Origin of the sequence: Pseudoclavibacter sp. 8L (assembly GCF_902506465.1) — a bacterium.
GTDB lineage: Bacteria > Actinomycetota > Actinomycetes > Actinomycetales > Microbacteriaceae > Pseudoclavibacter.
In genome coordinates, this window is record NZ_LR733186.1 from 100081 (window position 1) to 124094 (window position 24014).

Genomic DNA, 24014 nt, shown 5'->3' on the forward strand with positions numbered 1-24014 from the left:
ACAGCAACGTTCTGCGCGCACACCTGTGCAACGCTAGTGTTGTCAAGTCAGACCCAGTGTCTTGAAGCAAGATCCAATGTCTTGAAGTCAGGCCCAGAGTCTTGAAGTAAAACTCAGTGTCTATACCAGATACAGACCAATCGCAGAGAGAGTCGAAAGGTGGCCGACATGGCACTCACTCCTGAGGACGTCATCAACAAACGCTTCCAGCAGACCAAGTTCCGCGAGGGGTACGACCAAGATGAGGTCGACGACTTCCTCGACGAGGTCGTTGCAGAGATGCGCCGCCTCGTGGGGGAGAACGAGCAGCTTCGTCAGCAGCTCGAAGAGGCACAGGCTCGCGCGGATCACGCGCCGGCTGCAGCCGCTCCCGCCCCGGTCGAGGAGCCCAGCGTCGAGGTCGAGGCAGCGCCCGAGCCCGAGCCGGAGCCAATCGCTCCGCTCGCTCAGCCCGCAGCTCCCGCACCCGTCGTCGCACAGGGCGAAGACGAGGCCGAGACGAGCAGCTCGCTCATCGCGCTCGCCCGTCGCCTCCACGACGAGCACGTCGAAGAGGGAACGCGCAAGCGCGATGAGATCATCGCAACGGGTGAGACCCGTGCGCGGGAGATCGTCGCCGAGTCCGAGAACCGCGCCCGTCAGATCGAGGGCGACAGCGAGAAGCGTGCCCGCGAGATCACGGCCGAGTCCGAGGGTCGTGCCCGCACGATCGTCACCGAGGCCGAGGCCAAGGAACGCGAGACCCTGGGTCGCCTCGAGGAGACCAAGACGAAGCTCGAGGCTCGTATCGAGGAACTTCGCATCTTCGAGCGCGAGTACCGCAACAACCTGCGCTCCTACATCGAGGGACAGCTCAACGACCTGAACCGTCAGGCCAGCGACGTCCTCGAAGGCTCCGCACCAGCGGGCCAGTAGCATTCGGAACGTGGAGGACACACCTCTGCAGACCACCGAACGGCGATCGCGACCGAGCATCCGCATTCTTGCGATGCTCGCCGCGGTCGCCGTCGGCGCGTTTGCGCTCGACCAGATCAGCAAGGCCGCCGTCGTCGGATCGATGACCGAGGGTCAGACCATCGAAGTGCTCGGGGGATTCCTCCAATGGCATTTCGTCAGGAACCCCGGCGCGGCCTTCTCGTTCGCCGCCGGCTCGACGTGGATCTTCACGGGCGTCTCGACCATCATGGTGATCGTCATCATCGTCGTGGCCAGGAAGCTCGGTTCGAAGCTGTGGGCCGCCGTCTTCGGGCTCGTGCTCGGCGGGGCGCTCGGCAACCTCTGGGACCGGCTCTTCCGCGAGCCGGGCTTCGGCGTCGGTCACGTCATCGACTTCATCTACACGCCCTGGATGCTGCCAGCGATCTACAACGTCGCGGACATGTGCATCGTCGTGGGGATGTCGGCGTTCGTGCTGCTGACCCTGTTCGACATCGGATTCGACGGCAAGCGCCGACCAAAGGCGAAGAAAGACGCGTGATGCAATCCAGGACGATCCCGATCCCAGACGGCCTCGAGGGGGCCCGCGTCGACGCGGGAGTCTCGAAGCTCCTCGGTCTCAGCAGGACACAGGTGGCCGACATCGCGGCAGCGGGCGGCATCACGATCGACGGCAAGCAGGTCGGCAAGTCCGACCGGATGATGGCGGGCTCCGTCATCTCCGTCGAATGGCAGCAGGCTGGGCCGGTCGAAGTCGTGCCCATCGCCGTGCCCGACCTCAAGATCGTGCACGACGAGGACGACTTCGTCGTGATCGACAAGCCCGTCGGCGTGGCAGCTCATCCATCCATCGGGTGGGATGGGCCCACGGTCCTGGGGGCGCTCGCTGCAGCGGGCTTCACGATCTCGACGTCCGGGCAATCCGAGCGCCAGGGCATCGTGCATCGCCTCGACGCGGGAACCAGCGGACTCATGGTCGTCGCGAAGAGCGAGCTGGCGTACGCGCAGCTCAAGAAGGCCTTCCACGACCGTGAGGTCGACAAGGTCTACCACGCCGTCGTCCAGGGTCACCCTGATCCGCTCTCCGGAACGATCGACGCCCCTATCGGGCGCCACCCCGGTTCCTCGTGGAAATTCGCCGTGACGAGCGAGGGCAAGCCCTCCGTCACGCACTACGAGACCACGGAGGCGTTCCGTCGCGGAGCCCTCCTCGAGGTGCACCTCGAGACGGGGCGCACACATCAGATCCGCGTGCACATGGCCGCACAGCGTCATCCCTGCATCGGCGACCCGCTCTACGGATCCGACCCGATCATCGCCGCGAAGCTCGGACTCAAGCGCCAGTGGCTGCACGCCAAGGAGCTCGGGTTCGCGCACCCGCGGACAGGTGAGCCCGTGCGGTTCACGACGGAGTACCCCGACGACCTGGCGCACTCGCTTGAGGTGCTTCGCGAGGGCGAGCTGTAGTCCACAGGCACGCTCGCGGACCCGCTCCAGCGATCTAAGATGGGTGCGCCGATCCACCCTTCTTCCCGGAGAGACATTGCCTTCAGCAGACTCGTTCGCCCACCTCCACGTCCACAGCGAGTACTCGATGCTCGACGGGGCAGCCCGGATCGGCGAGCTCATGAAGGCCGCTGTCGAGCAGGGCATGCCCGCCGTGGCGATGACCGACCACGGCAACGTGTTCGGCGCCTACGAGTTCGCGAAGGCCGCGAAAGAGCACGGCATCAAGCCGATCATCGGCACGGAGGCCTATCTGACGCCGGGGACGCACCGCGGCGACCGGACTCGGGTGAAGTGGGGCAACGGCGGGGGAGACGATGTCTCCGGTTCCGGTGCCTACACGCACATCACGATGCTCAGCGAGACGACGCAGGGCATGCACAACCTCTTCCGGCTCTCGAGCCGCGCGTCCATGGAGGGCTACTACTTCAAGCCGCGCATGGACCGCGAGCTGCTCAACACGTACTCGAAGGGCCTCATCGCGACGACCGGATGCCCCTCCGGCGAGGTCCAGACGAGGCTGCGGCTCGGGCAGTACAACGAAGCTCGTGCCGCCGCCGCGGAGTTCCGGGACATCTTCGGCGCGGAGAACTACTTCTGCGAGATCATGGACCACGGCATCGACATCGAGCGCCGCGTCATGCCCGACCTGCTCAAGCTCGCGAAGGACCTCGGCCTTCCGCTGGTCGCGACGAACGACCTCCACTACACGCATTCGCACGATGCTGACAGCCACTCTGCGCTCCTCTGCGTCCAGTCCGGGTCGACCATGGACGACCCGAACCGCTTCCAGTTCTCTGGCACGGGCTACTACCTCAAGTCGGCCGCCGAGATGCGCGCGATCTTCCGCGACCACCCGGAAGCGTGCGACAACACGCTGCTCATCGCCGAGCGCTGCTCCGCGGAGTTCGACGAGAGCGCCAACTACATGCCTCGCTTCCCCGTGCCAGAGGGAGAGACGGAGAGCAGCTGGTTCATCAAGGAGGTCGACACCGGCCTCGGCAAGCGCTACCCGGGCGGGATCCCGAGCGACGTGCGCAAGCAAGCCGACTACGAGATCGGCGTCATCAACCAGATGGGGTTCCCCGGCTACTTCCTCGTCGTCGCCGACTTCATCAACTGGGCGAAGGACAACGGCATCCGCGTCGGTCCCGGCCGTGGATCCGGTGCCGGGTCGATGGCCGCCTACGCGATGGGCATCACCGACCTCGACCCACTGCGCCACGGCCTCATCTTCGAACGCTTCCTCAACCCCGACCGCGTCTCGATGCCCGACTTCGACGTCGACTTCGACGATCGCCGCAGGTCGGAGGTCATCAAGTACGTCACCGAGAAGTACGGCTCGGAGCGAGTCGCGCAGATCGTGACGTACGGCACCATCAAGGCGAAGCAGGCCCTCAAGGACGCGTCGCGCGTGCTCGGCTACCCGTTCTCCATGGGCGATCAGCTGACGAAGGCGATGCCGGCGGCCGTCATGGGCAAGGACATCCCGCTCAGCGGCATCTTCGACAAGGAGCACAAGCGCTACTCGGAGGCTTCCGAGATGCGCGCCTTCATCGAGAGCAACCCAGATGCGAAGAAGGTCTTCGACACGGCGAGCGGGCTCGAGAACCTCAAGCGCCAGTGGGGTGTGCACGCGGCTGGCGTCATCATGTCGAGCGATCCGCTGATCGACATCATCCCCATCATGAAGCGGGAGCAGGACGGCCAGATCGTCACGCAGTTCGACTACCCGGCGAGTGAGTCCCTCGGCCTGATCAAGATGGACTTCCTGGGCCTGCGCAACCTCACGATCGTGAGTGACGCGCTGGTCAACATCAAGGCGAACCGCGACATCGACCTCGTTCTGGAAGATCTCGAGCTCGACGACGTCGGCGCCTACGAGCTGCTGACCCGTGGAGACACGCTCGGCGTGTTCCAGCTCGACGGTGGCCCGATGCGATCGCTCCTGCGTCTGCTCAAGCCCGACAACTTCGAGGACATCTCGGCCGTCATCGCGCTCTACCGCCCGGGCCCCATGGGCGCGAACTCGCACATCAACTACGCGCTGCGCAAGAACGGCGAGCAGGAGATCACGCCGATCCACCCGCAGCTCGAGGAGCCCCTCAAGGAGATCCTCTCCACCAGCTACGGCCTGATCATCTATCAGGAGCAGGTCATGGCCATCGCGCAGAAGGTCGCAGGGTTCTCCCTCGGCCAGGCCGACATCCTGCGTCGAGCGATGGGCAAGAAGAAGAAGTCGGAGCTGGACAAGCAGTTCGCCGGCTTCCAGGGCGGCATGCACGCGAACGGCTTCTCCGACGAAGCGGTCAAGATGCTCTGGGACATTCTGCTGCCCTTCTCCGACTACGCCTTCAACAAGGCGCACTCCGCGGCCTACGGCGTGGTCTCGTATTGGACCGCCTACCTCAAGGCGCACTACCCGGCCGAGTACATGGCCGCCCTCCTCACGAGCGTCGGCGACTCCCGCGACAAGCTCGCGATGTACCTCAACGAATGCCGCCGCATGGGCATCACCGTGCTCGCACCGGACGTCAACGAGTCCTTCGTCAACTTCTCGGCGGTCGGCGAGGACATCCGCTTCGGCCTCGGCGCTGTCCGCAACGTCGGCGCGAACGTGGTCGAGGAGATCCAGAAGGCCAGGGAGTCGAAGACGGCGTTCACGTCCTTCCACGACTTCCTGAAGAAGGTGCCGACGACGGTCGCGAACAAGCGCACTGTCGAGTCGCTCATCAAAGCCGGTGCGTTCGACTCGCTCGGCAACACCCGCCGCGCGCTCGTCGAGGTCCACGAGAACGCCATCGACGTGGCGGTCTCGCGGAAGCGGAACGAAGCGCACGGCCAGGTCGACCTGTTCGCTGGACTCGACGAGTTCGAGGCGGAGGAGGACGACGTTCCCGTCCGCCCCGAGTTCAACCGCAGAGACAAGCTCGCCTTCGAGCGCGACATGCTCGGACTCTACGTGTCCGATCATCCGCTCGCGGGTCTCGAGCGCGACCTCGCGAAGCTCGCGACGACGAGCATCCTCGACCTCACGCAGGCCGAGAACCTGGAAGACGGCTCCCAGGTGACCATCGCGGGCCTCATCACGAGCGTGCAGCACCGGGTCGCCCGCAACTCGGGCAACCCCTACGGCATGATCGAGGTCGAGGACTTCGGCGGCACCATGACCGTGATGTTCATGGGCAAGACCTACCAGGAGTTCCAGACGCAGCTTCAGGGTGACGTGATCGTTGCGGTCAAGGGCCGTGTCTCGAAGCGTGACGACGGCATGAACCTCCACGCGCAGGGGCTGACGCTGCCGAAGATCTCCGCGGCCGAGGACGCCGGCACGCTGACGCTCACGATCCCGGACACGCGTGCCACAGAGCCCGTCGTGGATGCACTCGGCAAGGTGCTGCGACGGCACTCGGGCGAGAGCGAGGTGCGGCTCAGGCTGCGCACTCCCGGTGTCATCCGCCGCTTCGAGCTGCCGCACCGCGTGCGCATCACGCAGGACCTCTACGGGGAGCTCAAGGCGCTCCTCGGGCCGAGCTGCCTGGAGTAGAGCCCCCTCGGCCGTTGCTGTCGCGACGGCACTCCCTCCTGCCTGACTACGATGGAGAAACCATGATGCAACTCATCGATCTGCGTGGTTCTGCGCTCAGCGCCTCCGAGCTCCGGAACATCCTCCCTCGTGCCGAGCTCGACGTGACGCGCGCCCTCGGCACCGCAGCGGAGCTCATCTCCGCGGTCCGCGACGAAGGCGGGGCCGCCCTCCGTGAACAGGCCCTTCGCCTCGACGGCGTCGAGCCGCCCCATCTGCGGGTACCTCAGGAGGCCATCGACGAAGCGACGGCTGGCCTCGACCCTCGGGTTCGCGCTGGCCTCGAGGCCATGATCGAGCGCGTGCGGGCCGGATCCGCGGCGCAGGTCCCTGCGCCGCGGGTGACGACGCTCGGCGACGGCGCCATCGTCGAGCTCCGCTGGCACCCTGTGGCCCACGTGGGCCTGTACGTGCCAGGAGGCAAGGCCGTCTATCCGTCGAGCGTCGTCATGAACGTCTGTGCGGCCGCGGCCGCCGGGGTGACCTCGATCGCCATCGCGTCGCCGCCTCAGCGCGAATTCGGCGGGAGCGTGCACCCGACGATCCTCGGTGCGGCTGGCCTGCTCGGCATCACGGAGGTCTACGCGATGGGCGGGGCCGGCGCGATCGGCGCGCTGGCACACGGCGTCCCAGACATCGGCCTCGAGCCCGTTGAGGTCATCACGGGCCCTGGCAACATCTACGTGGCGGCTGCGAAGCGCATCGTGCAGTCGTTCGTCGGGATCGACTCCGAGGCCGGACCTACCGAGATCCTCGTGCTCGCCGACGACTCGGCGGATCCCGACCATGTCGCCGCTGACCTCGTCAGCCAGGCGGAGCACGACGAGCTCGCCTCGGCCCTCCTCGTCACACCGGACCCAGAGTGGGCTGAACGAGTGCTCGAGCGCGTCGCCGCCAGAGCCGCGTCCACGAAGCACGCCGAACGGGTCCGCATCTCGCTCGGCGGACGCCAGTCCGCGCTCATCCTCGTCGACGACCTCGCTGCCGGAGCCGTGGTCTCGAACGCGTACGCACCTGAGCACCTCGAAGTGCAGACCCGTGAGCCCGAGGCGGTGCTCGCGACGCTCCACAACGCCGGTGCGATCTTCATGGGGGCGAACTCGCCCGTGAGCCTCGGCGACTACCTCGCAGGGTCGAACCACGTGCTGCCGACGGGAGGGCAGGCCGCCCACACTCCCGGCCTCGGGGCGCACACGTTCCTGCGGCCGCAGCAGATCATCCGTTATGACCGCGAGGCGCTGCGGACGGTGAGCGGCCACGTCGTGGCGCTCGCCGAAGCTGAGGACCTCCCCGCGCACGGCGAAGCAGTGACGGCGAGGTTCAGCTGATGCACTGCCCCTTCTGCCGGCACCCCGACTCGAGGGTCATCGACTCCCGGACCAGCGACGACGGCTTCGCGATCCGTCGCAGGCGGCAGTGCCCCGAATGCGGTCGCCGTTTCTCGACGACCGAGACGGCGAGCCTCGCGGTGATCAAGCGCAATGGCGTCGTCGAGTCCTTCTCGAGGGACAAGGTCGTCGCCGGGGTGCGCAAGGCGTGCCAGGGGAGGCCCGTCACCGACACCGATCTCGCTCTGCTGGCTCAGCGGGTCGAGGAGAGCATCAGATCGACGGGGGCATCCCAGATCGAGGCCAACGACATCGGGCTCGCGATCCTGCCACCGCTGCGCGAGCTCGACGATGTCGCGTACCTCCGGTTCGCGAGCGTCTACCAGGGCTTCGCGAGCCTCGACGACTTCCGAGCCGCCATCGAGCAGATGCACGAAGACGGCATCAGGGCCCAGTACGCCACGGAGTCGGCCGACGGCGAGCCCACCATCGAGGAAGAGGTCAGATGAACGCCGCGTACCGCCTGCTCTTCGCCCACGTTCTGTCGAAGATGGACACGGAGCGTGCCCACGCCCTCGCGTCGGGGGTCATCAGGACTCTCGGGCGTCGCTTACCGGCCAAGATGACGTCGCCGTTCACGGCCCCGGCCGCGTCGCTGGCGGTCGAGACGATGGGGCTTCGCTTCGCATCGCCGTTCGGTCTCGCAGCAGGATTCGACAAGGACGCAGAAGACATCGATGGGCTTGCGGCCCTCGGTTTCGGGCACGTCGAGGTCGGCACGGTCACGCCGCGCCCGCAGCCCGGGAATCCGGGCCCACGCCTCTTCAGGCTCGTCGCGGATGGCGCGCTCATCAACCGCATGGGCTTCAACAACCGGGGAGCGGAGCTCGCGGCGGCGAACATCGCGGCTCGCCGAAACCGCACCGTCATCGTCGGCGTCAACATCGGCAAGAACAAGACCACCGAAGCAGAGGACGCGCACCTCGACTACGCCGCAGCCGCGTCGGGGGTGAAGGACGTCGCCGACTACCTGGTCGTCAACGTCTCATCGCCGAACACGCCCGGCCTGCGCAGCCTGCAATCGCTCGAGTCCCTCACGCCCATCCTGCGGGCTGCCCGTGACGCTGCGCCAGACGTGCCGCTACTGGTCAAGATCGCACCAGACCTCACGGACGGCGAGATCCGCGAGGTGACGCAGCTGGCCATCGACGAGGGGCTCGCTGGCGTCATCGCCGCGAACACGACCATCTCGAGGTCCGGACTCCGCACGTCCTCGCGGGTCGTCGAGGCGTTCGGTGCTGGAGGCCTCTCTGGACGCCCGCTCACGGAACGCTCCTTCGAGGTGCTGCGAATCGTCAAGGAGACGGCGGGGGACCGCCTCTGCATCATCTCCGTCGGAGGTGTCGCCGATGCCGCCGAAGTGCAGCGGCGTCTCGACGCCGGCGCGACGCTTGTGCAGGGGTACACGGAGTTTCTCTATGCCGGCCCTGGTTGGGCTGCCAGCATCAACCGGGGGCTCGCGCGCCTGCAGCGCTGAGAGCAGGCCTCGCTGCTCGCAGATCGTGCCGTCTTCGCGATTCTCAGGCAGCTGACACCTGCTGGGCACCGTGCAGGTCTAGATTGTGAAACAGCGAAGGCCCGAGCGGAATACCGTTCGGGCCTTCGAGTTTCTGCAGACGAGCAAGAAGCTCCGGGCGAGGACTACTTGCCCGTGAACTCGATCTTGGCGCCGCGCTTGACCTGCGACTTCGGCATGCGCATGACGCGCAGCTGCAGGCTCCGGGCGATCGTGCCGATCATGATGCCCTTCTCGACCTTGTCCTTGCCGACGACAGCCGCGATGCGTCGCTTGATGATGTTCGCGATCATGACAGCTTCGAGCACGCAGACGGCGAGGAATGCCCAGATGAAGCTCATGGCCCAGATGCCGACAGACTGGCTCGGGATGAAGGTGGCGAAGATGACGAGGAACATCATCGGGAGCAGGAGCTCGCCGATCGAGTACCGCGCATCGATGTAGTTGCGCATGAAGCGCTTCTGCGGGCCGCGCTCGGTGGGACGGAGGTAGCGGTCGTCGCCCTTGGCGAGCCCCTCACGTGCCTTGGCCTGCTCGATGCGCACCTTCGCCTGCATCTCGCGCTTGGCCTGTTTGCGGTCCTCGGGGACGAGGGGACGCAGATTCTGCGCCTCGCGCTCGCGCCTCGTGGGGGTCGGCTGCTGCTTCTTGGCCGGACTCTTCGCGGGAAGCGATGCTGTCTCGGCGCTCTTGGACTCGTGCTTCGACATGATGCCTCTCAAGAACTCTGGGTGATTTAGCCTAACCGCTATGACTCTCTCCGATGCCCCACTCGATGCACATGACCAGGAACAGGCGCTCCTCCGAGCGGTGGAGGACCGCTTTCCGACCACGATCGCGCGGCTAGCCGGGCTTGTCCGCATTCCATCAGTGTCCTGGGATGCCTTCGACCGAGTCCACGTGCGACGCAGTGCAGAGCGCACCGCGGAGCTGCTCCGCGAGACGGGGGTGTTCGAAACCGTGGACATCGACGGCGTCGAGACCGCCGACGGCTATGCCGGGCAGCCCGCGGTGATCGCAACGAGGCCGGCGGAGCCCGGCCAGCCGACGGTTCTGCTCTACGCGCACCACGACGTCCAACCGCAGGGCAGCGCCGACGACTGGCGCACTCCACCGTTCGAGCCGACGCTTCGCGATGGCCGCCTGTACGGCCGCGGTGCCAGCGACGACAAGGCCGGGGTCATGACCCACATCGCGGCTGTCGAGGCGCTCAGCGCGGCGACGTCCGGGCGGCCGAAGATCGGCATCTCGGTCTTCATCGAGGGGGAGGAGGAGAATGGCTCGCGGAGCTTCGCCGACTTCCTCGAGAAGCACAAGGCGGCTCTCGGCGCTGACGCCATCATCGTCGCGGACAGCGACAACCCCTCGACGAGCGTCCCCGGCCTGACCGTCTCGCTGCGCGGCAACGTGACGATGAAGGTGACCGTGCGAACGCTCGGCCATGCCTCGCACTCCGGAATGCTCGGGGGAGCGGTCCCGGATGCGATGCTCGCGACCGTCAGGCTCCTCGATTCCCTCTGGGACGAGCGCGGAGCCGTCGCGGTCTCCGGGCTCGTCTCGCGTGCCGACGGACCCTCCGGGGGCGACGAGTCCGACGTGCGCCGTGACGCGGAATTGCTCGAGGGAGTCACCACGATCGGCGCCGGCACCGTCCATGACCGACTTTGGAACCAGCCCGCGATCACGATCACGGGCATCGACGCGCCGAGCGTCGACGAGGCCTCGAACACGCTCCTCCCAGCGGTCTCCGTGCGCCTGTCCGCGCGCATCGCCCCGGGCGACGACGCCGCACGCGCGTTCGAGGCCATCGAACGGCACCTTCGCGAGCATGCGCCCTTCGGGGCGCACATCGAGATCACCCAGCCCGACCTGGGGCAGCCGTTCCTGGTCGACACGGCCGGACCAGCCGTCGGTCTCATGAAGACGGCGATGGAGGACGGATGGGACGCCCAGCCAGCGGAGACGGGCATCGGCGGATCGATCCCCTTCATCGCGGCACTCGCCGAGGTGTACCCGGAGGCGGAGATCCTGGTGACAGGAGTCGAGGACCCGGCGACGATGGCGCACAGCCCGAACGAGTCGCAGGACCTCGGAGTCCTCCGCCGGGCGATCTCAGCAGAGGCACTGTTCCTGCACCGCTTCGCTCGCGTCGACGAGGACATCCGGTGATGCGATTCCTGCGTGGGAGGAATATCCTTGGCTCACACGCCGTTATCGACGTGAAGAGCGCGGGAGCAGGTCGTCCCGCCGAGCAGCACGAGGAGAATCAATGAGCGCAGTTCTTGAAGGCATCACCGTGAGCGAGGCCACGCACTCCGTGACCCTCACGCAGGCGGCCCTGGACAAGATCAAGAACCTCATCGGCCAGGAGAGCGAAGGCGGACTCCGCCTCCGCATCGCCGTGCAGCCTGGCGGCTGCTCTGGGCTGATCTACCAGCTGTTCTTCGACGAGCGCATCCTCGACGGCGACGCGACCGTCGACTTCGACGGTGTGGAAGTCATCGTCGATCCGATGAGCGTCCCCTACCTTGACAGCGCGAAGATCGACTTCGAAGACACGATCCAGAAGCAGGGCTTCACGATCGATAACCCGAGCGCGCAGGGATCCTGTGCCTGTGGCGACTCCTTCCACTGATCCGACACGCGGGGCAGCGTCCCGCGACACACCCGAAACGGCGTGGTCTTTGACCGCGCCGTTTCGTCGTCTCCGCGCGCCCCGAGTCGTTCGCCCGCGAGATTCCCACTAGACTGACAGCAACCTGTATGCGTCACCTCGAAAGGTTTGCCGTGCGAGACACCCGCCGCGTGAAGTGGTTCGCCGCTCCGATTGCAGCAGCCCTGATTCTGATTCTGGCTGGCTGCACGTCGCAAGAACTACGGGGCTACATGCCCGGTGACCCCGGCGTCACCAACCATTCCGACGCCTTTACGAACTTCTGGGTCAACTCCTGGATCATTCTGCTTGTCGTGGGCGGCATCACCTGGGGGCTCATCATCTGGGCATCCGTGATGTACCGCCGCCGCAAGGGCGAAAAGGGTCTGCCAGCGCAGCTGCGCTACCACATGCCCATCGAGATCCTCTTCACCGTGGTCCCGATCATCCTCGTCGCCGGCTTCTTCGCCTTCACGGTGCGAGAGGAGGCCCCCGTCGTCTCGAACTTCGCCGAAGAAGAGCAGGACGTGAAGATCGAGGTCTATGGCAAGCAGTGGGCATGGGACTTCAACTACCTGCCGACCAGCAACACCGCTTACGACTCTGGCGTCTACTACGAGGGCATCCAGGCGCAGGAAGACCGCGAGCCGTCTGTCGACGGCGAGCGAGGAGCTGCGACCGGAACCATCGACGAGGCAGCGCTGCCCAAGCTCGTCCTCCCGGTCGGCGCAAACGTCACGCTGGACATCAAGTCGCGCGACGTCATCCACTCCTTCTGGGTCGTCGACTTCCACTACAAGATCGACAACATCCCCGGCCACACCAACACCATGTCGTTCGTGCCAGAACGTGAAGGCACCTACATGGGCAAGTGCGCCGAGCTGTGCGGCGAGTACCACTCGATGATGCTCTTCCAGGTCGAGGTCGTCTCGCAGGCCGAGTACAACGCCTACATCGCCGAGCTGCGCGCGGCGGGCAACGTCGGCGCCCACGGCGACGACTACAACCGCAACCAGAACCTTCCGGGCACTGATGTTCCCGAGTTCAACCACGAGTCGGAATAGGGGCGACGAAAATGACGTCAACGCTGAACCGTCCAGGCATCACCCCGGTCTCTGAGGCGACCACGGCTCCGAGCCGCTCTGTCGAGCGCAAGGGCAACGTCCTCGTCACCTGGATCACCTCGACGGACCACAAGACCATCGGGTACATGTACCTGATCTCGAGCTTTGTCTGGTTCTGCATCGGCGGAGTCATGGCATTGGTCATCCGCACCCAGCTCTTCGAGCCGGGCATGGAGATCATCGATACCAAAGAGCAGTACAACCAGCTGTTCACGATGCACGGCACGATCATGCTGCTCATGTTCGGAACGCCGCTCTTCTCCGGCTTCGCGAACGTGCTCGTGCCCCTGCAGATCGGCACGGCCGACGTCGCGTTCCCGCGACTGAACGCGTTCGCCTTCTGGCTCTTCACCTTCGGCGCGCTCATCGCGGTCGGTGGCTTCCTCACGCCGGGAGGTGCGGCATCCTTCGGCTGGACGGCCTACGTCCCCTTGTCGACGATGACCTATTCACCGGGAGTCGGAGGCAACCTCTGGGTTGCCGGGCTCGCGGCGACAGGATTCGCGACGATCTTCGGAGCCGTGAACTTCATCACGACGATCATCACGATGCGCGCACCTGGCATGACGATGTGGCGCATGCCGATCTTCACCTGGAACGCGATGATCACGTCGATCCTCGTGCTCTTCGCCTTCCCCGTTCTCGCGGCCGCCTGGTTCGGTCTGCTGATGGACCGCGTGTTCCTGACGCACATCTATGACGTCGAGGCCGGGGGAGCGATCCTCTACCAGCACCTGTTCTGGTTCTTCGGCCACCCAGAGGTCTACGTCCTCGCGCTGCCGTTCTTCGGCATCGTGTCCGAGATATTCCCGGCCTTCAGCCGAAAACCGATCTTCGGCTACAAGACCCTCGTCTACGCGACGATCGCCATCGCGGCACTCTCAGCCTCCGTGTGGGCTCACCACATGTACGTAACGGGTACTGTGCTCCTGCCGTTCTTCGCGCTCATGACGATGCTCATCGCGGTGCCGACGGGCGTGAAGATCTTCAACTGGCTGGGAACGCTCTGGCGTGGCTCGGTCACGTTCGAGACGCCGATGCTGTTCTCGCTCGGCTTCCTCGTCACCTTCGTCTTCGGTGGTCTGACGGGCGTCATCCTGGCTTCGCCCATGCTCGACTTCCACGTGTCAGACACGTACTTCGTCGTGGCGCACTTCCATTACGTGATCTTCGGAACGATCGTCTTCGCCATGTTCGCCGGCTTCTTCTTCTGGTGGCCGAAGTGGACGGGGAAGATGCTCAACGAGCGCCTCGGCAAGATCCAGTTCTGGCTGCTGTTCATCGGCTTCCACATGACGTTCCTCATCCAGCACTGGCTGGGCGTCATGGGCATGCCGCGTCGATACGCGACGTACCAGCCCGAAGACAACTTCACGTGGATGAACCAGCTCTCGACGTTCGGTGCCTTCGTGCTCGCGATCTCGCTGCTGCCGTTCTTCCTGAACGTCTTCATCACGGCCCGCAACGCACCGAAGGTGACCGTCGACGACCCGTGGGGCTACGGCTCCTCGCTCGAGTGGGCGACCAGCTGCCCGCCGCCGCGTCACAACTTCACGTCCATCCCGCGCATCCGCTCGGAGCGTCCGGCGTTCGACCTCAACCACCCCGAGGTCGCACCGCACGGCTACCGCGACCTGACGCCAGTCAACGACAAGATCGGAGAACGAGAGTGAAGACCTCCGCACGCCTCCTCTGGGTCCTCGCCGTCTTCTACGCGGTCGTGACCGTCGTCTACACCCTCTGGACTCATGCGGCCCTCGGCCACTACGAGTGGGTTGGCATCGTGGCGCTGGCGCTGTCGGGTATCTTCGTCGCCTTCGTCGCCTTCTACCTCGGCAGCTCGGCGAAGCCGTTCCGAGTGCACGTCCTCCCCGAGGACAGGCTCGACGGCGAGATCGCTGACGCTGACCCTGAGCTCGGGTTCTTCCCGCCGCAGAGCTGGTGGCCGTTTGTGCTCGCTCTCGCTGTCGGGCTGATCTTCCTCGGCCTGTCGATCGGCGGATGGTGGTTCGCGTACTTCGCGGCGCCCCTGTTCATCGTCGCCATCGTCGGCTGGGTGTTCGAGTACTACCGCGGACGCTACGCCCACTAGGCGCCGCCTGCAGGCTTCAGGCCCGTCCCTCGTAAGAGGGGCGGGCCTTTTGCCGTCCCTGCTGCAGCGACCAACTCGGCCCAGGCCGACCGCACCCGCGCCGACCGCACCCGCGGCGACCGCACCCGCGGCGACCGCACCCGCGGCGACCGCACCCGCGGCGACCGCACCCGCGGCGACCGCACCCGCGGCGACCGCACCCGCGCCGGGTGCCTCACGGTCACGTGCTGCCGTGCCGGGAACTGCACTCTGCTGAGTGAGAGGCTCTCGCTGCGTCCTGACAAGTCCGACGGCGGCTGGACAGTCCCGACGGCGCCCCGATCACCCGTGAAGTTCCCCACGTTGCCCTGTGACGCTCCTGGACTCGACGGTTTGTGTTCGTGCTCCAGGGGAGGGGTTGAGGCCCCAGTACGCGCAGAAGGAGCACGCGCACGTTGGGCCGCGAGGCTTCTGCTTCTGCTTCTGCTTCTGCTTCTGCCTCTGCCTCTGCTTCTGCCTCTCTCTGCCGGACGCTGCTCACCCGATGCTCGCTGGCGGCAGGCGGTGCAAGAGTGTCCGTCCTGGGTCCGATGCCGCGGGCCCGCATCCGGTGCGCGCCAAGCGTGGGCAGTGCAGTGGATATGGCGGGCTCCCTCCCGTCTCGAGTCCAGGAGGTCGCGGAAGTGGGCCGAGCCCGTGCAGGGTCTCCGTGCCGGTAGCGACCTCGGGGCTCCTGCTGCGTTCGTTCTGTCTTCAGGCCGTTCCTCATGAAATCTGGGGGCGCTCCTGGGGGCAGGACAGCGACTCGAGTGTCGGGGAACTCGCGGCGGGATTCGGCAACGCTGACGGCTCCTGCTTGTTTCCGCGTCTACTGGCTTCTCCGTTCCCTCGTGCGACTTCGCGTGCGGGCGACTCGTCTGAGAGCTGCCGATGGCGAGAACGCAACGGCGCTCCAAGAGATCTCGTCCCGGTCGAGAGTCCTGAAGCGTGGGAACAGCCTCCGTGGTCTCCCGTCCGTGTCCCCCAGGCCCTCACGGAGGAGTGGCCCGAGTACAAGAAGAGGGGCTGTCAGGCCGCTGAAGCGGAACTGACAGCCCCTCTTGCGCCCGAAGGCTCAGGGAGTTGCTACGACCTAGTGGTGGCCGTGGTGTGCCTGCTCGATCTCCGTCTTCGTGACGGGTTCGACGCGGTCCTCGAAGAACCAGCGCGACATTGCGGCGCGCAGGCGCATGGGAGCCGTGATCTTGCCGTCCTCGTTCGGACGAAGCATGATCGGGGCCTGCTCGTTGTAGGAGACCAGCTCCCACCGGTCGTACTTGTCGAGCGGAACCTCGACCTCGACGAACTCGCCGTGGGGGAGCCGCAGGACACGACCCGACTCGACACCGTGCAGCGCAAGCGAACGATCGCGCTTCTGCAGTCCGAGGCAGATCCGCTTCGTCGCGATGTACGCGATGACCGGTCCGAGGAACAGCATCACCTGCAGGAAGTGGATGACGTGCTCCATGGCGAGGTGGAAGTGCGTCGCCATGAGGTCGGAGCTCGCGGCGGCCCACATGACGGCGTAGAAGGTCACGCCAGCAGCGCCGATTGCGGTACGGGTGGGAGCGTTGCGCGGGCGGTCGAGCAGGTGGTGCTCGCGCTTGTCACCGGTGATCCATGCCTCGATGAAGGGGTAGACGACAACCAGCACGATGAAGATTCCGATGAGGATCAGCGGGGTCAGGATCGCGAACGACCACGTGTGGTTGAACCAGTACACCTCCCAGCCGGGCGGGATGAGTCGCAGCATGCCGTCGGCGAATCCGATGTACCAGTCGGGCTGGGTACCGGCGGAGACGGGGGACGGGTCGTACGGTCCGTAGTTCCAGACCGGGTTGATCGAGAAGAACGACGCGATGAGGAAGATGAGGCCGAAGATCAGGAAGAAGAATCCGCCTGCCTTGCCAGCGAACACCGGGAGGACCGGGTTTCCAACGACGTTGCCGTTCGTTCGGCCGGGTCCGGGCCACTGCGTGTGCTTGTTGATCACCATGAGCGCCAGGTGCAACGCGATGAACAGGATGACCATCGCGGGCAGGATCATGATGTGCAGCGAATAGAGGCGTCCGACGATCTCGGTGCCTGGGAACTCGCCGCCGAAGAACAGGAAGGAGACCCAGGTTCCGACGAGCGGAATGCCCTTCATGATTCCGTCGATGATGCGCAGGCCGTTGCCGGAGAGCAGGTCATCGGGGAGCGAGTAGCCGGTGAAGCCCTCTGCCATCGCGAGGATGAAGAGCACGAAGCCGACGACCCAGTTGAGCTCGCGGGGCTTGCGGAACGCTCCGGTGAAGAAGACGCGCAGCATGTGGAGCCCGATGGACGCCACGAACAGCAGCGCTGCCCAGTGGTGCACCTGGCGCATGAGCAGTCCGCCGCGGATGTCGAAGGAGATGTCGAGCGTCGACGCCATGGCGGCCGACATGCCCATGCCCTTGAGCGGGAGGTAGGAGCCTTCGTACTCGACGTGGGCCATCGACGGGTCGAAGAAGAACGTCAGGAAGGTTCCGGAGAGCAGGATGACGACGAAGCTGTAGAGCGCGATCTCACCGAGCATGAAGGACCAGTGGTCCGGGAAGATCTTGCGCCCGAACTCCTTGACCGCACCGGAGATGGTGGTGCGCTCGTCGAGATAGTTGGCTGCGCCGGCGATGAACCCGCCCTCGCGTACCGGAGCTTTATACGTTGTAGTCATGGCGTCGCTCCCAGAAGCTCGGTCCGACAGGTTCGGTGAAGTCGCTCTGCGCGATGAGGTAGCCCTCGTCGTCGACAGCGATCGGCAGCTGCGGGAGCGGGCGTCCCGCCGGTCCGAAGATGACCTCGCAGTGGTTCTTGACGTCGAACTGCGACTGGTGGCAGGGGCAGAGCAGGTGGTGCGTCTGCTGCTCGTAGAGAGCGACCGGGCAACCGACGTGCGTGCAGACCTTGGAGTAGGCGACGATTCCGTCGTAGGACCATCCAGCGCGGTCCTCGCGCTCGTTGAGCTGGTCAGCAGGCAAGCGCATGAGCAGGACAACCGCCTTGGCCTTCTCCTCGAGCAGGTGATGCTCGAGATCGATCAGGCCGTCGGGGATGACGTGGAAGGCAGATCCGTAGGTGACGTCCGCAGCGCGGATCGGCGTTCCCGTGGGGTCGCGGACGAGGCGGGTTCCCTCTTCCCACATGGTGTGGGAGAGCGACTCGACCGGGTCCGGGTTGTTGCCGTTGTAGAGGTCGCGGAAGAGCACGATGCCAGGAAGCGGCATGGCGACAAGAGCTCCGATGAGGGAGTTGCGGAACAGCTTGCGGCGGCTGAAGCCTGACTCCTCGTTCGCCTGCGCGAAGACCTCGACCGCTCGCGAGCGAGTGGCGGGGGAGCCCTTGCCCGGGTGGCGGGCCTCAGCCATCTCGTGGTCGGCCATGAGGTACTTGGACCAGGCGACCGTGCCGATGCCGATGGCGAGCATCGCAAGCGCGATGCCAATGCCGAGGAACATGTTGTTCAGGCGGACGGTGGAGATGTCCTCGCGGCTGATCGGCCACACGAAGTAGGCGACGACAGCGAAGATGCTGGCGAGTGCCGAGAACACGAACAGCGCAACGAGGAGGCGCTCCGTGCGCTTCGCCTGCGCGGGGTCCGCGTCTGTGATCCGGTCGCGGTGCGCCGGCATGCCAGGGTTCTCGAAGCCGTCCTTGGGAAGGATCGCGGTCCCGATGTGAGGCGCCCGCTCCGACGAAGGAGCAGTGCGAAGCTCTCCGCCGTGTTCGCCATCAGCCATGGTGATCCCTTTCTGGGTGTGTCTGTTCAGCTGCAGTAAGTCGTTTGGACCCGGGCCGGGTTTCTTCCGGCACTAGTTCGGTCGAGTGGCGATCCAGACCGCCATCGCGACGCCTGCGCCGATTCCGAAGATCCAGATGAAGAGGCCCTCGGAGACTGGACCAAGCGATCCGAGGCTGTTGCCGCCGATCGTGCCGGTGACCTCGGTCTGCCAGCGAATCGCCGTGATGATGTCGGCCTTGTCCTGAGGGGTGAGGTTCGCGTCGTTGAAGACGGGCATGTTCTGCGGGCCCGTGATCATCGCCTCGTAGAGGTGGACGGGCTCGACCGTCATGAGCTCGGGCGCGAACTTGCCCTCGGTGAGGGCACCGCCCGCACCTGCGACGTTGTGGCACATAGCGCAGTTGATGCGGAACAGCTCTGCTCCACGGGCTGCGTCGCCGTCGGCCTGCAAGTACTTCTCGTCGGGCACGGCGGGGCCGGGGGCCAGCGATGCGATGTAGTCACCGAGGTCGGAGATGCCCTGCTCGTCGAACTGGACGGGCTTGGCGGGGGCCTGGGCGGCGTTGGCCTGCATGGGCATGCGGCCGGTACCGACCTGGAAGTCCACGGCAGCCGCGCCGACGCCGATGAGGCTCGGGCCGTTCTCGGTGCCCGCGGCGTTCATGCCGTGACACGTTGCGCAGTTTGCGCCGAAGAGCGCAGCGCCGTTCTCGATGTCGGCGGCGCTGGCAGGGGCCACGTCCTCGGCTGCAGCAGCCGTGGTTGCCGTGTCGATCGCGGTGTACGCGCCACCGGTCAGCAGGAGTCCTGCGCCGAGGAGGGCTGCGGTGGCGAGGGGGGTGCGGCGGCGAGCCGTCTTGCGGGTCGCCGTCTTCGCAGTCCGTGGTTTGGTCGTTCGGAACATTGGTGTGTTCTCCAGGATCGGGCTACGAGAAGTAGGGCAGCAGGTAGATGACGAAGAAGAGCGCAACCCAGACCACGTCGACGAAGTGCCAGTAGTAGGAGATGCCCAGCGCGCTGCTGACCTCGCGAGTTCCCATGCGGCGGGCAGAGTACATGCGGCCGATCACGAGGAGGAACGTGACGAGTCCGCCAGTCACGTGCAGGCCGTGGAAGCCGGTCGTCATGTAGAAGGCGCTCGTGAACGCGTTCAGGTTGAGGACGTAGCCCTCGCTGACGAAGGTGGCGTACTCCCAGACCTGACCGGCGACGAAGATTCCTCCGAGCAGGACGGTGAGGTAGAACCACTCGATCGCCCCCCAGTTCTTGGGGCTCTTGCCGGTGGCGCGGGCCTGCTCGCGCTCAGCCGCGAACGTGCCGAACTGGCACGTGAACGATGAGCTGACGAGGATCAGCGTGTTGATGGTGGCGAAGGGCACGTTCAGCGCACTGTGGCCTTCGGCGAACTGCTCTGGCGCCATTGAGCGCAGAGTGAAGAAGATCGCGAAGAGCCCAGCGAAGAACATCACCTCACTACCGAGCCAAACGATGACGCCGATGGCAGTCGTATTGGGGCGATGGACCGTGTGCACGGCCTGAGCGGTGGTTGCAGCAGTCACCTGACCATTATGACCGATTTCCCAGGTTCCCGAGACAACGCACGGCTGACCGGCGGGTCGCGTCCGATTAGGTGTGCCTGGGTGGTGGACGGCTATCGTTTCCTGCATGACATCGACCGAGACCTGGCCCGGATTGCTCGAGAAGCTCCTTGGCGGTGATGACCTCAGCGTCGCACAGGCCACTTGGGCCATGCGCCAGGTCATGAGCGGCGAGGTCAGCGAAGCGCGTCTCGCAGCGTTCCTGGTCGCCCTCCGCGCCAAGGGCGAGACGGTCGAGGAGGTCGTCGGGTTCCGCGACGCGATCCTCGAGCATGCCGTGCCGCTCGAGGTTCCTCCTCTGGCGCTGGACATCGTCGGCACCGGCGGCGACATGGTCGGGACGGTGAACGTCTCGACGATGGCGTCGATGGTCTGCGCCGGTGCGGGTGTCCCCGTCGTGAAGCACGGGGGTGGCGCGTCGAGCGCGAAGTCCGGTTCGAGCGACGTGCTCTCGGCGCTTGGCGCAGTCCACACGGCTGACCCTGTTCGAGTGGGACGGATCTTCGAGGAGGTCGGACTCACCTTCGTCTATGCCGCGCAGTTCCACCCGGGGTTCCGCCATGCCAAGAAAGTGCGTGGCGAGCTCGGAGTTCCCACGGTCTTCAACCTGCTCGGCCCTCTCACGAATCCTGCTCGACCCGAGGCGTCCGCCGTCGGGGTCGCCCGCCAGGCAGCCATCCCGCTCATCACCGGGGTCTTCCGCACCCGCGGCGCCACCGCTCTGGTCTTCCGGGGCGACGATGGCCTCGACGAGCTGAGCGTCACCGGCTACAGCCACATCTGGGAGGTGTCGAACGGGGCGATCACCGAACACGATCTGCACCCACGGGATGTCGGCCTCGGCACCTACGACATGCGGGAGCTCCTCGGCGGTCTGCCAGAGGAGAACGCGGCCATCGCCCGCGCTGTGCTTTCTGGGAAGCAGCACGGTGCTGTCCGAGACATCGTGCTGCTCAACGCGGCGGCGGGCCTCGTGGCCTACGACCTCGCGGTGACGCCTGAAGCGGCGGAGCGGCCGCTCCGGGAGCGCCTCGCGGCGCGCATCGCCGACGCGGCCACCAGCATCGACTCCGGCCGCGCGATCGCAACGCTGGATGCGTGGGTGGCAGCGACGCGCTCCGCGTGAAGCCAGTCGCCGATCGGCGCAGCGGGATGGCAAGGTGAGCGACTCGCCGCCGCCGCGCCAGGACGGACCGAGGCCCTCAGCAGGAAATTGCTGAGGGCCTCGGTCGTCGGGAAGTGCGCAGGCGCGCTACTTGACGTCCTCGTCAACCCAGTCGAGGGTCTTCGAGACGGCCTTCTTCCAGTTCCGGTAGAGACGCTCGCGCTCTTCCTCCGGCATCTGCGGCGTCCAGCGCTTGTCTTCCTGCCAGTTGGCGGACACCTCGTCAAGGTCCTTCCAGAACCCGACCGCGAGCCCAGCGGCGTAGGCCGCGCCGAGGGCGGTCGTCTCCGTGACGACGGGGCGCACGACATCCGTGTTCAGGATGTCCGCCTGGAACTGCATGAGCGTGTCGTTCGCGACCATGCCGCCATCGACCTTCAGCTCCGCGAGGGGCACCCCGGAGTCCGCGTTGGATGCCTCGAGGACGTCGCGGGTCTGGTACGCCGTGGATTCGAGGGCCGCGCGCGCGATGTGGTTCTTGTTCACGAAGCGCGTGAGGCCGACGATGGCGCCGCGTGCGTCCGGTCGCCAATACGGGGCGAAGAGTCCGGAGAACGCCGGGACGATGTAGGTGCCGCCGTTGTCCTCGACCTTGCTCGCCAGCTCTTCGATCTCCGGAGCCGAGTTGATGAGGCCCAGGTTGTCGCGCAGCCACTGCACGAGCGACCCGGTCACGGCGATCGAGCCTTCGAGCGCGTAGACGGGAGCCGCGTCGCCGAGCTTGTAGCAGAGCGTCGTGAGGAGTCCGTTCTCGGACTTCACGATCTTCTCGCCCGTGTTGTAGATGAGGAACGATCCGGTGCCGTACGTGTTCTTCGCCTCTCCTGAGGAGAAGGCCGTCTGGCCGAACGTCGCCGCCTGCTGGTCACCGAGGATGCCGGAGATGGGAACCTCGCGCAGCAGCGACTGCGTGCTGGCGTGGCCGTACACCTCGGAGGACGACTTGATCTCAGGGAGCATCGATGCGGGAACCCCGAATGCGTCGAGGATCGACTGGTCCCAGGCGAGCGTCTCGAGGTCCATGAAGAGCGTGCGGGAGGCATTCGTGACGTCGGTGACATGGACGCCTCCGTTAACGCCGCCGGTGAGGTTCCAGAGCACCCAGCTGTCAGTCGTGCCGAAGATCAGGTCGCCTGCCTCGGCGCGCTCCCGTGCACCCTCGACGTTCTCCAGGATCCAGACGATCTTCGTTCCGGAGAAGTAGGTGGCGAGGGGGAGTCCGACGGTGTCCTTGAAACGCTCGACGCCACCCTCGGCCGCGAGCCGATCGACGATGGGCTGCGTGCGCGTGTCCTGCCACACGATGGCGTTGTAGACGGGTTCGCCGGTGGTCTTGTCCCAGACGACGGCTGTCTCGCGCTGGTTCGTGATGCCGATCGTCGCGATGTCGTGCCTCGTGATGTTCGCCTTCGAGAGGGCCTGCCCGATGACCTCGCGCGTGTTGTTCCAGATCTCCTTGGGGTCGTGCTCGACCCAGCCGGCCTTCGGGAAGATCTGCTCGTGCTCGAGCTGTCCCGTGGACACGATCGACCCGGAGTGGTCGAAGACGATGGCTCGCGAGGAGGTGGTTCCCTGGTCGATGGCGATGACGTACTTGCTCACGGAGTGACTCCCTTGTCAGAGGTGGTGATGTGCCAGCGGTGAAAAACACGATGCGGGACTGGCGCGAGCATCGCTGGTGGTGTCCTGCAGACAGTTTCGGGGCCGGAACTGTGAAGACTCCGGCCCAGAAAGCGTCGAGGTTGCCCTGTGGGTGCTAGGCGCCGAAGGCGGAAGCTGCGGCAGGGAGGATCGCTGTGCCGACGAGGCCGGCGAGGACACCGCCGATGATCGGTCCGACGATCGGAACCCAGGAGTAGCTCCAGTCGCTGCCGCCCTTGCCCTTGATGGGAAGGAAGGCGTGCGCGAGGCGCGGCCCGAGGTCGCGGGCTGGGTTGATGGCGTAGCCGGTCGGGCCACCGAGGCTCGCACCGATGGCCACGACGACGATCGCGACGGCGAGCGGTGCGAGGTTCCCGAGGCTGCCCATGTCGGGTGCGGTCGAGTCAGTGTTCGCCATCGAGAAGGCCGGGAAGTTCTGGAATGCGATGACGGCGAGGACCAGGACGAAGGTCGCGATGATCTCCGTCACGGTGTTCCAGCCGAGGCTGCGCTTGGCCGGACCCGTCGCGAAGACCGCGAGCTTCGAACCAGCGTCCGGTTCGTCGTCGAAGTGGAGCTTGTAGGCGAGCCAGACGACGACGGCACCGAGGATGGCGCCGATGAGCTGAGCGACGATGCGCAGCCCGACTTCGGCGACGTCCACGGAGCCGCCGGTGACGACGGTGTTGGCCGCGAGTCCCAGCGTCACTGCTGGGTTGAGGTGGCCGCCTGATGCCGCTGACGAGAGCACGCCGATGAAGACGGCGAAGCCCCAGCCGAAGTTGATGAGAAGCCAGCCGCCGCCATTGCCCTTCGTGTCTTTGAGGACGACGTTGGCGACGACACCGCAACCGAGGAGGACGAGCACTGCGGTGCCCACCAGCTCGGCCAAGAAGATCGATCCTAGATCCACGGGATTGCCTTTCTGGGAAGTTCGATACGGGGCGAGCCCGTGCCGCGATTGAGCGGTTCTTCACCCTAGGCACAGGAACAACTCTGGCGTGCGTGTTACGAGCGAATTTCCCGAA

General features: G+C 65.8%; 20 protein-coding genes. 13 read left to right on the plus strand and 7 right to left on the minus strand.

All coding sequences use genetic code 11. The features are described from left to right. Positions 1–168: 168 nt before the first annotated feature. The 7 genes from GV007_RS07165 to GV007_RS07195 all read left to right on the plus strand — a co-directional run bounded on the left by GV007_RS07165 (position 169) and on the right by GV007_RS07195 (position 8893). Entirely contained in the window at positions 169–915 is a 747-nt protein-coding gene (locus GV007_RS07165) for a DivIVA domain-containing protein (protein ID WP_104331145.1), read from the plus strand. 10 nt (positions 916–925) lie between these two features. Next, on the plus strand, positions 926–1477 hold the full coding sequence (gene lspA, locus GV007_RS07170) for a signal peptidase II (protein WP_236558404.1): 552 nt from the start codon (positions 926–928) through the stop codon (positions 1475–1477). After that, complete coding sequence (locus GV007_RS07175) at positions 1477–2403, plus strand: RluA family pseudouridine synthase (RefSeq protein ID WP_160074128.1); 927 nt, start codon at positions 1477–1479, stop codon at positions 2401–2403. The genes lspA and GV007_RS07175 overlap by 1 nt, the downstream gene beginning before the upstream one ends. A 76-nt stretch (positions 2404–2479) precedes the next feature. Continuing rightward, complete coding sequence (gene dnaE / locus GV007_RS07180; protein WP_104241149.1) at positions 2480–5989, plus strand: DNA polymerase III subunit alpha; 3510 nt, start codon at positions 2480–2482, stop codon at positions 5987–5989. Positions 5990–6051: 62 nt separating this feature from the next. Next, entirely contained in the window at positions 6052–7356 is a 1305-nt protein-coding gene (gene hisD / locus GV007_RS07185) for a histidinol dehydrogenase (protein ID WP_160071696.1), read from the plus strand. Beyond that, positions 7356–7865, plus strand: coding sequence for a transcriptional regulator NrdR (gene nrdR, locus GV007_RS07190; RefSeq protein ID WP_104241151.1), 510 nt, complete (start codon positions 7356–7358; stop codon positions 7863–7865). Before hisD ends, nrdR begins: the two co-directional genes overlap by 1 nt. Continuing rightward, positions 7862–8893, plus strand: a complete 1032-nt coding sequence (locus GV007_RS07195; protein WP_160071697.1) for a quinone-dependent dihydroorotate dehydrogenase — start codon at positions 7862–7864, stop codon at positions 8891–8893. Before nrdR ends, GV007_RS07195 begins: the two co-directional genes overlap by 4 nt. 164 nt (positions 8894–9057) lie before the next feature. Here GV007_RS07195 and GV007_RS07200 read toward each other — a convergent pair whose 3' ends face one another. Beyond that, entirely contained in the window at positions 9058–9642 is a 585-nt protein-coding gene (locus tag GV007_RS07200) for a DUF3043 domain-containing protein (protein ID WP_160071698.1), read from the minus strand. 40 nt (positions 9643–9682) lie between these two features. Between GV007_RS07200 and GV007_RS07205 the strand changes: the two genes are divergently transcribed. The 5 genes from GV007_RS07205 to GV007_RS07225 all read left to right on the plus strand — a co-directional run bounded on the left by GV007_RS07205 (position 9683) and on the right by GV007_RS07225 (position 14801). Beyond that, a complete protein-coding gene (locus GV007_RS07205) occupies positions 9683–11101 on the plus strand; it encodes a dipeptidase (protein ID WP_160071699.1) in 1419 nt (472 codons plus the stop codon). 100 nt (positions 11102–11201) lie between these two features. After that, a complete protein-coding gene (locus tag GV007_RS07210; protein WP_104241155.1) occupies positions 11202–11567 on the plus strand; it encodes a HesB/IscA family protein in 366 nt (121 codons plus the stop codon). 128 nt (positions 11568–11695) lie between these two features. After that, positions 11696–12649: an aa3-type cytochrome oxidase subunit II gene (gene ctaC, locus GV007_RS07215; RefSeq protein WP_104241156.1), complete on the plus strand. Its 954-nt coding sequence runs from the start codon at positions 11696–11698 to the stop codon at positions 12647–12649. Between the two features lie 11 nt (positions 12650–12660). Then, the gene (ctaD, locus tag GV007_RS07220; RefSeq protein WP_104241157.1) at positions 12661–14382 is read left to right on the plus strand and encodes an aa3-type cytochrome oxidase subunit I; all 1722 of its coding nucleotides are present in this window, start codon (positions 12661–12663) and stop codon (positions 14380–14382) included. Then, positions 14379–14801, plus strand: a complete 423-nt coding sequence (locus tag GV007_RS07225) for a cytochrome c oxidase subunit 4 (protein WP_104331153.1) — start codon at positions 14379–14381, stop codon at positions 14799–14801. The genes ctaD and GV007_RS07225 overlap by 4 nt, the downstream gene beginning before the upstream one ends. 1111 nt (positions 14802–15912) lie before the next feature. Here GV007_RS07225 and qcrB read toward each other — a convergent pair. The 4 genes from qcrB to ctaE form a co-directional block, all read right to left on the minus strand. Further along, on the minus strand, positions 15913–17517 hold the full coding sequence (qcrB, locus tag GV007_RS07230) for a cytochrome bc1 complex cytochrome b subunit (RefSeq protein ID WP_104331154.1): 1605 nt from the start codon (positions 17515–17517) through the stop codon (positions 15913–15915). Beyond that, the gene (gene qcrA, locus GV007_RS07235) at positions 17501–18580 is read right to left on the minus strand and encodes a cytochrome bc1 complex Rieske iron-sulfur subunit (RefSeq protein ID WP_104241161.1); all 1080 of its coding nucleotides are present in this window, start codon (positions 18578–18580) and stop codon (positions 17501–17503) included. Before qcrA ends, qcrB begins: the two co-directional genes overlap by 17 nt. A gap of 72 nt (positions 18581–18652) precedes the next feature. Then, positions 18653–19486 (minus strand): cytochrome bc1 complex diheme cytochrome c subunit, encoded by an 834-nt coding sequence (gene qcrC / locus GV007_RS07240; protein ID WP_104241162.1) that lies wholly within the window; start codon positions 19484–19486, stop codon positions 18653–18655. Positions 19487–19508: 22 nt separating this feature from the next. Further along, entirely contained in the window at positions 19509–20141 is a 633-nt protein-coding gene (gene ctaE / locus GV007_RS07245) for an aa3-type cytochrome oxidase subunit III (protein ID WP_236558405.1), read from the minus strand. A 106-nt stretch (positions 20142–20247) separates the two neighbouring features. Here ctaE and trpD point away from each other — a divergent pair, with 106 nt between their 5' ends. Further along, positions 20248–21306, plus strand: a complete 1059-nt coding sequence (gene trpD / locus GV007_RS07250) for an anthranilate phosphoribosyltransferase (protein WP_160071700.1) — start codon at positions 20248–20250, stop codon at positions 21304–21306. A 126-nt stretch (positions 21307–21432) separates the two neighbouring features. Here trpD and glpK read toward each other — a convergent pair whose 3' ends face one another. Next, positions 21433–22947 carry a glycerol kinase GlpK gene (gene glpK, locus GV007_RS07255; protein WP_160071701.1) on the minus strand — a complete coding sequence of 505 codons (1515 nt, stop codon included), beginning with the start codon at positions 22945–22947 and terminating at the stop codon, positions 21433–21435. Between the two features lie 154 nt (positions 22948–23101). Next, entirely contained in the window at positions 23102–23899 is a 798-nt protein-coding gene (locus tag GV007_RS07260; protein ID WP_104241166.1) for an MIP/aquaporin family protein, read from the minus strand. Positions 23900–24014: the final 115 nt, after the last annotated feature.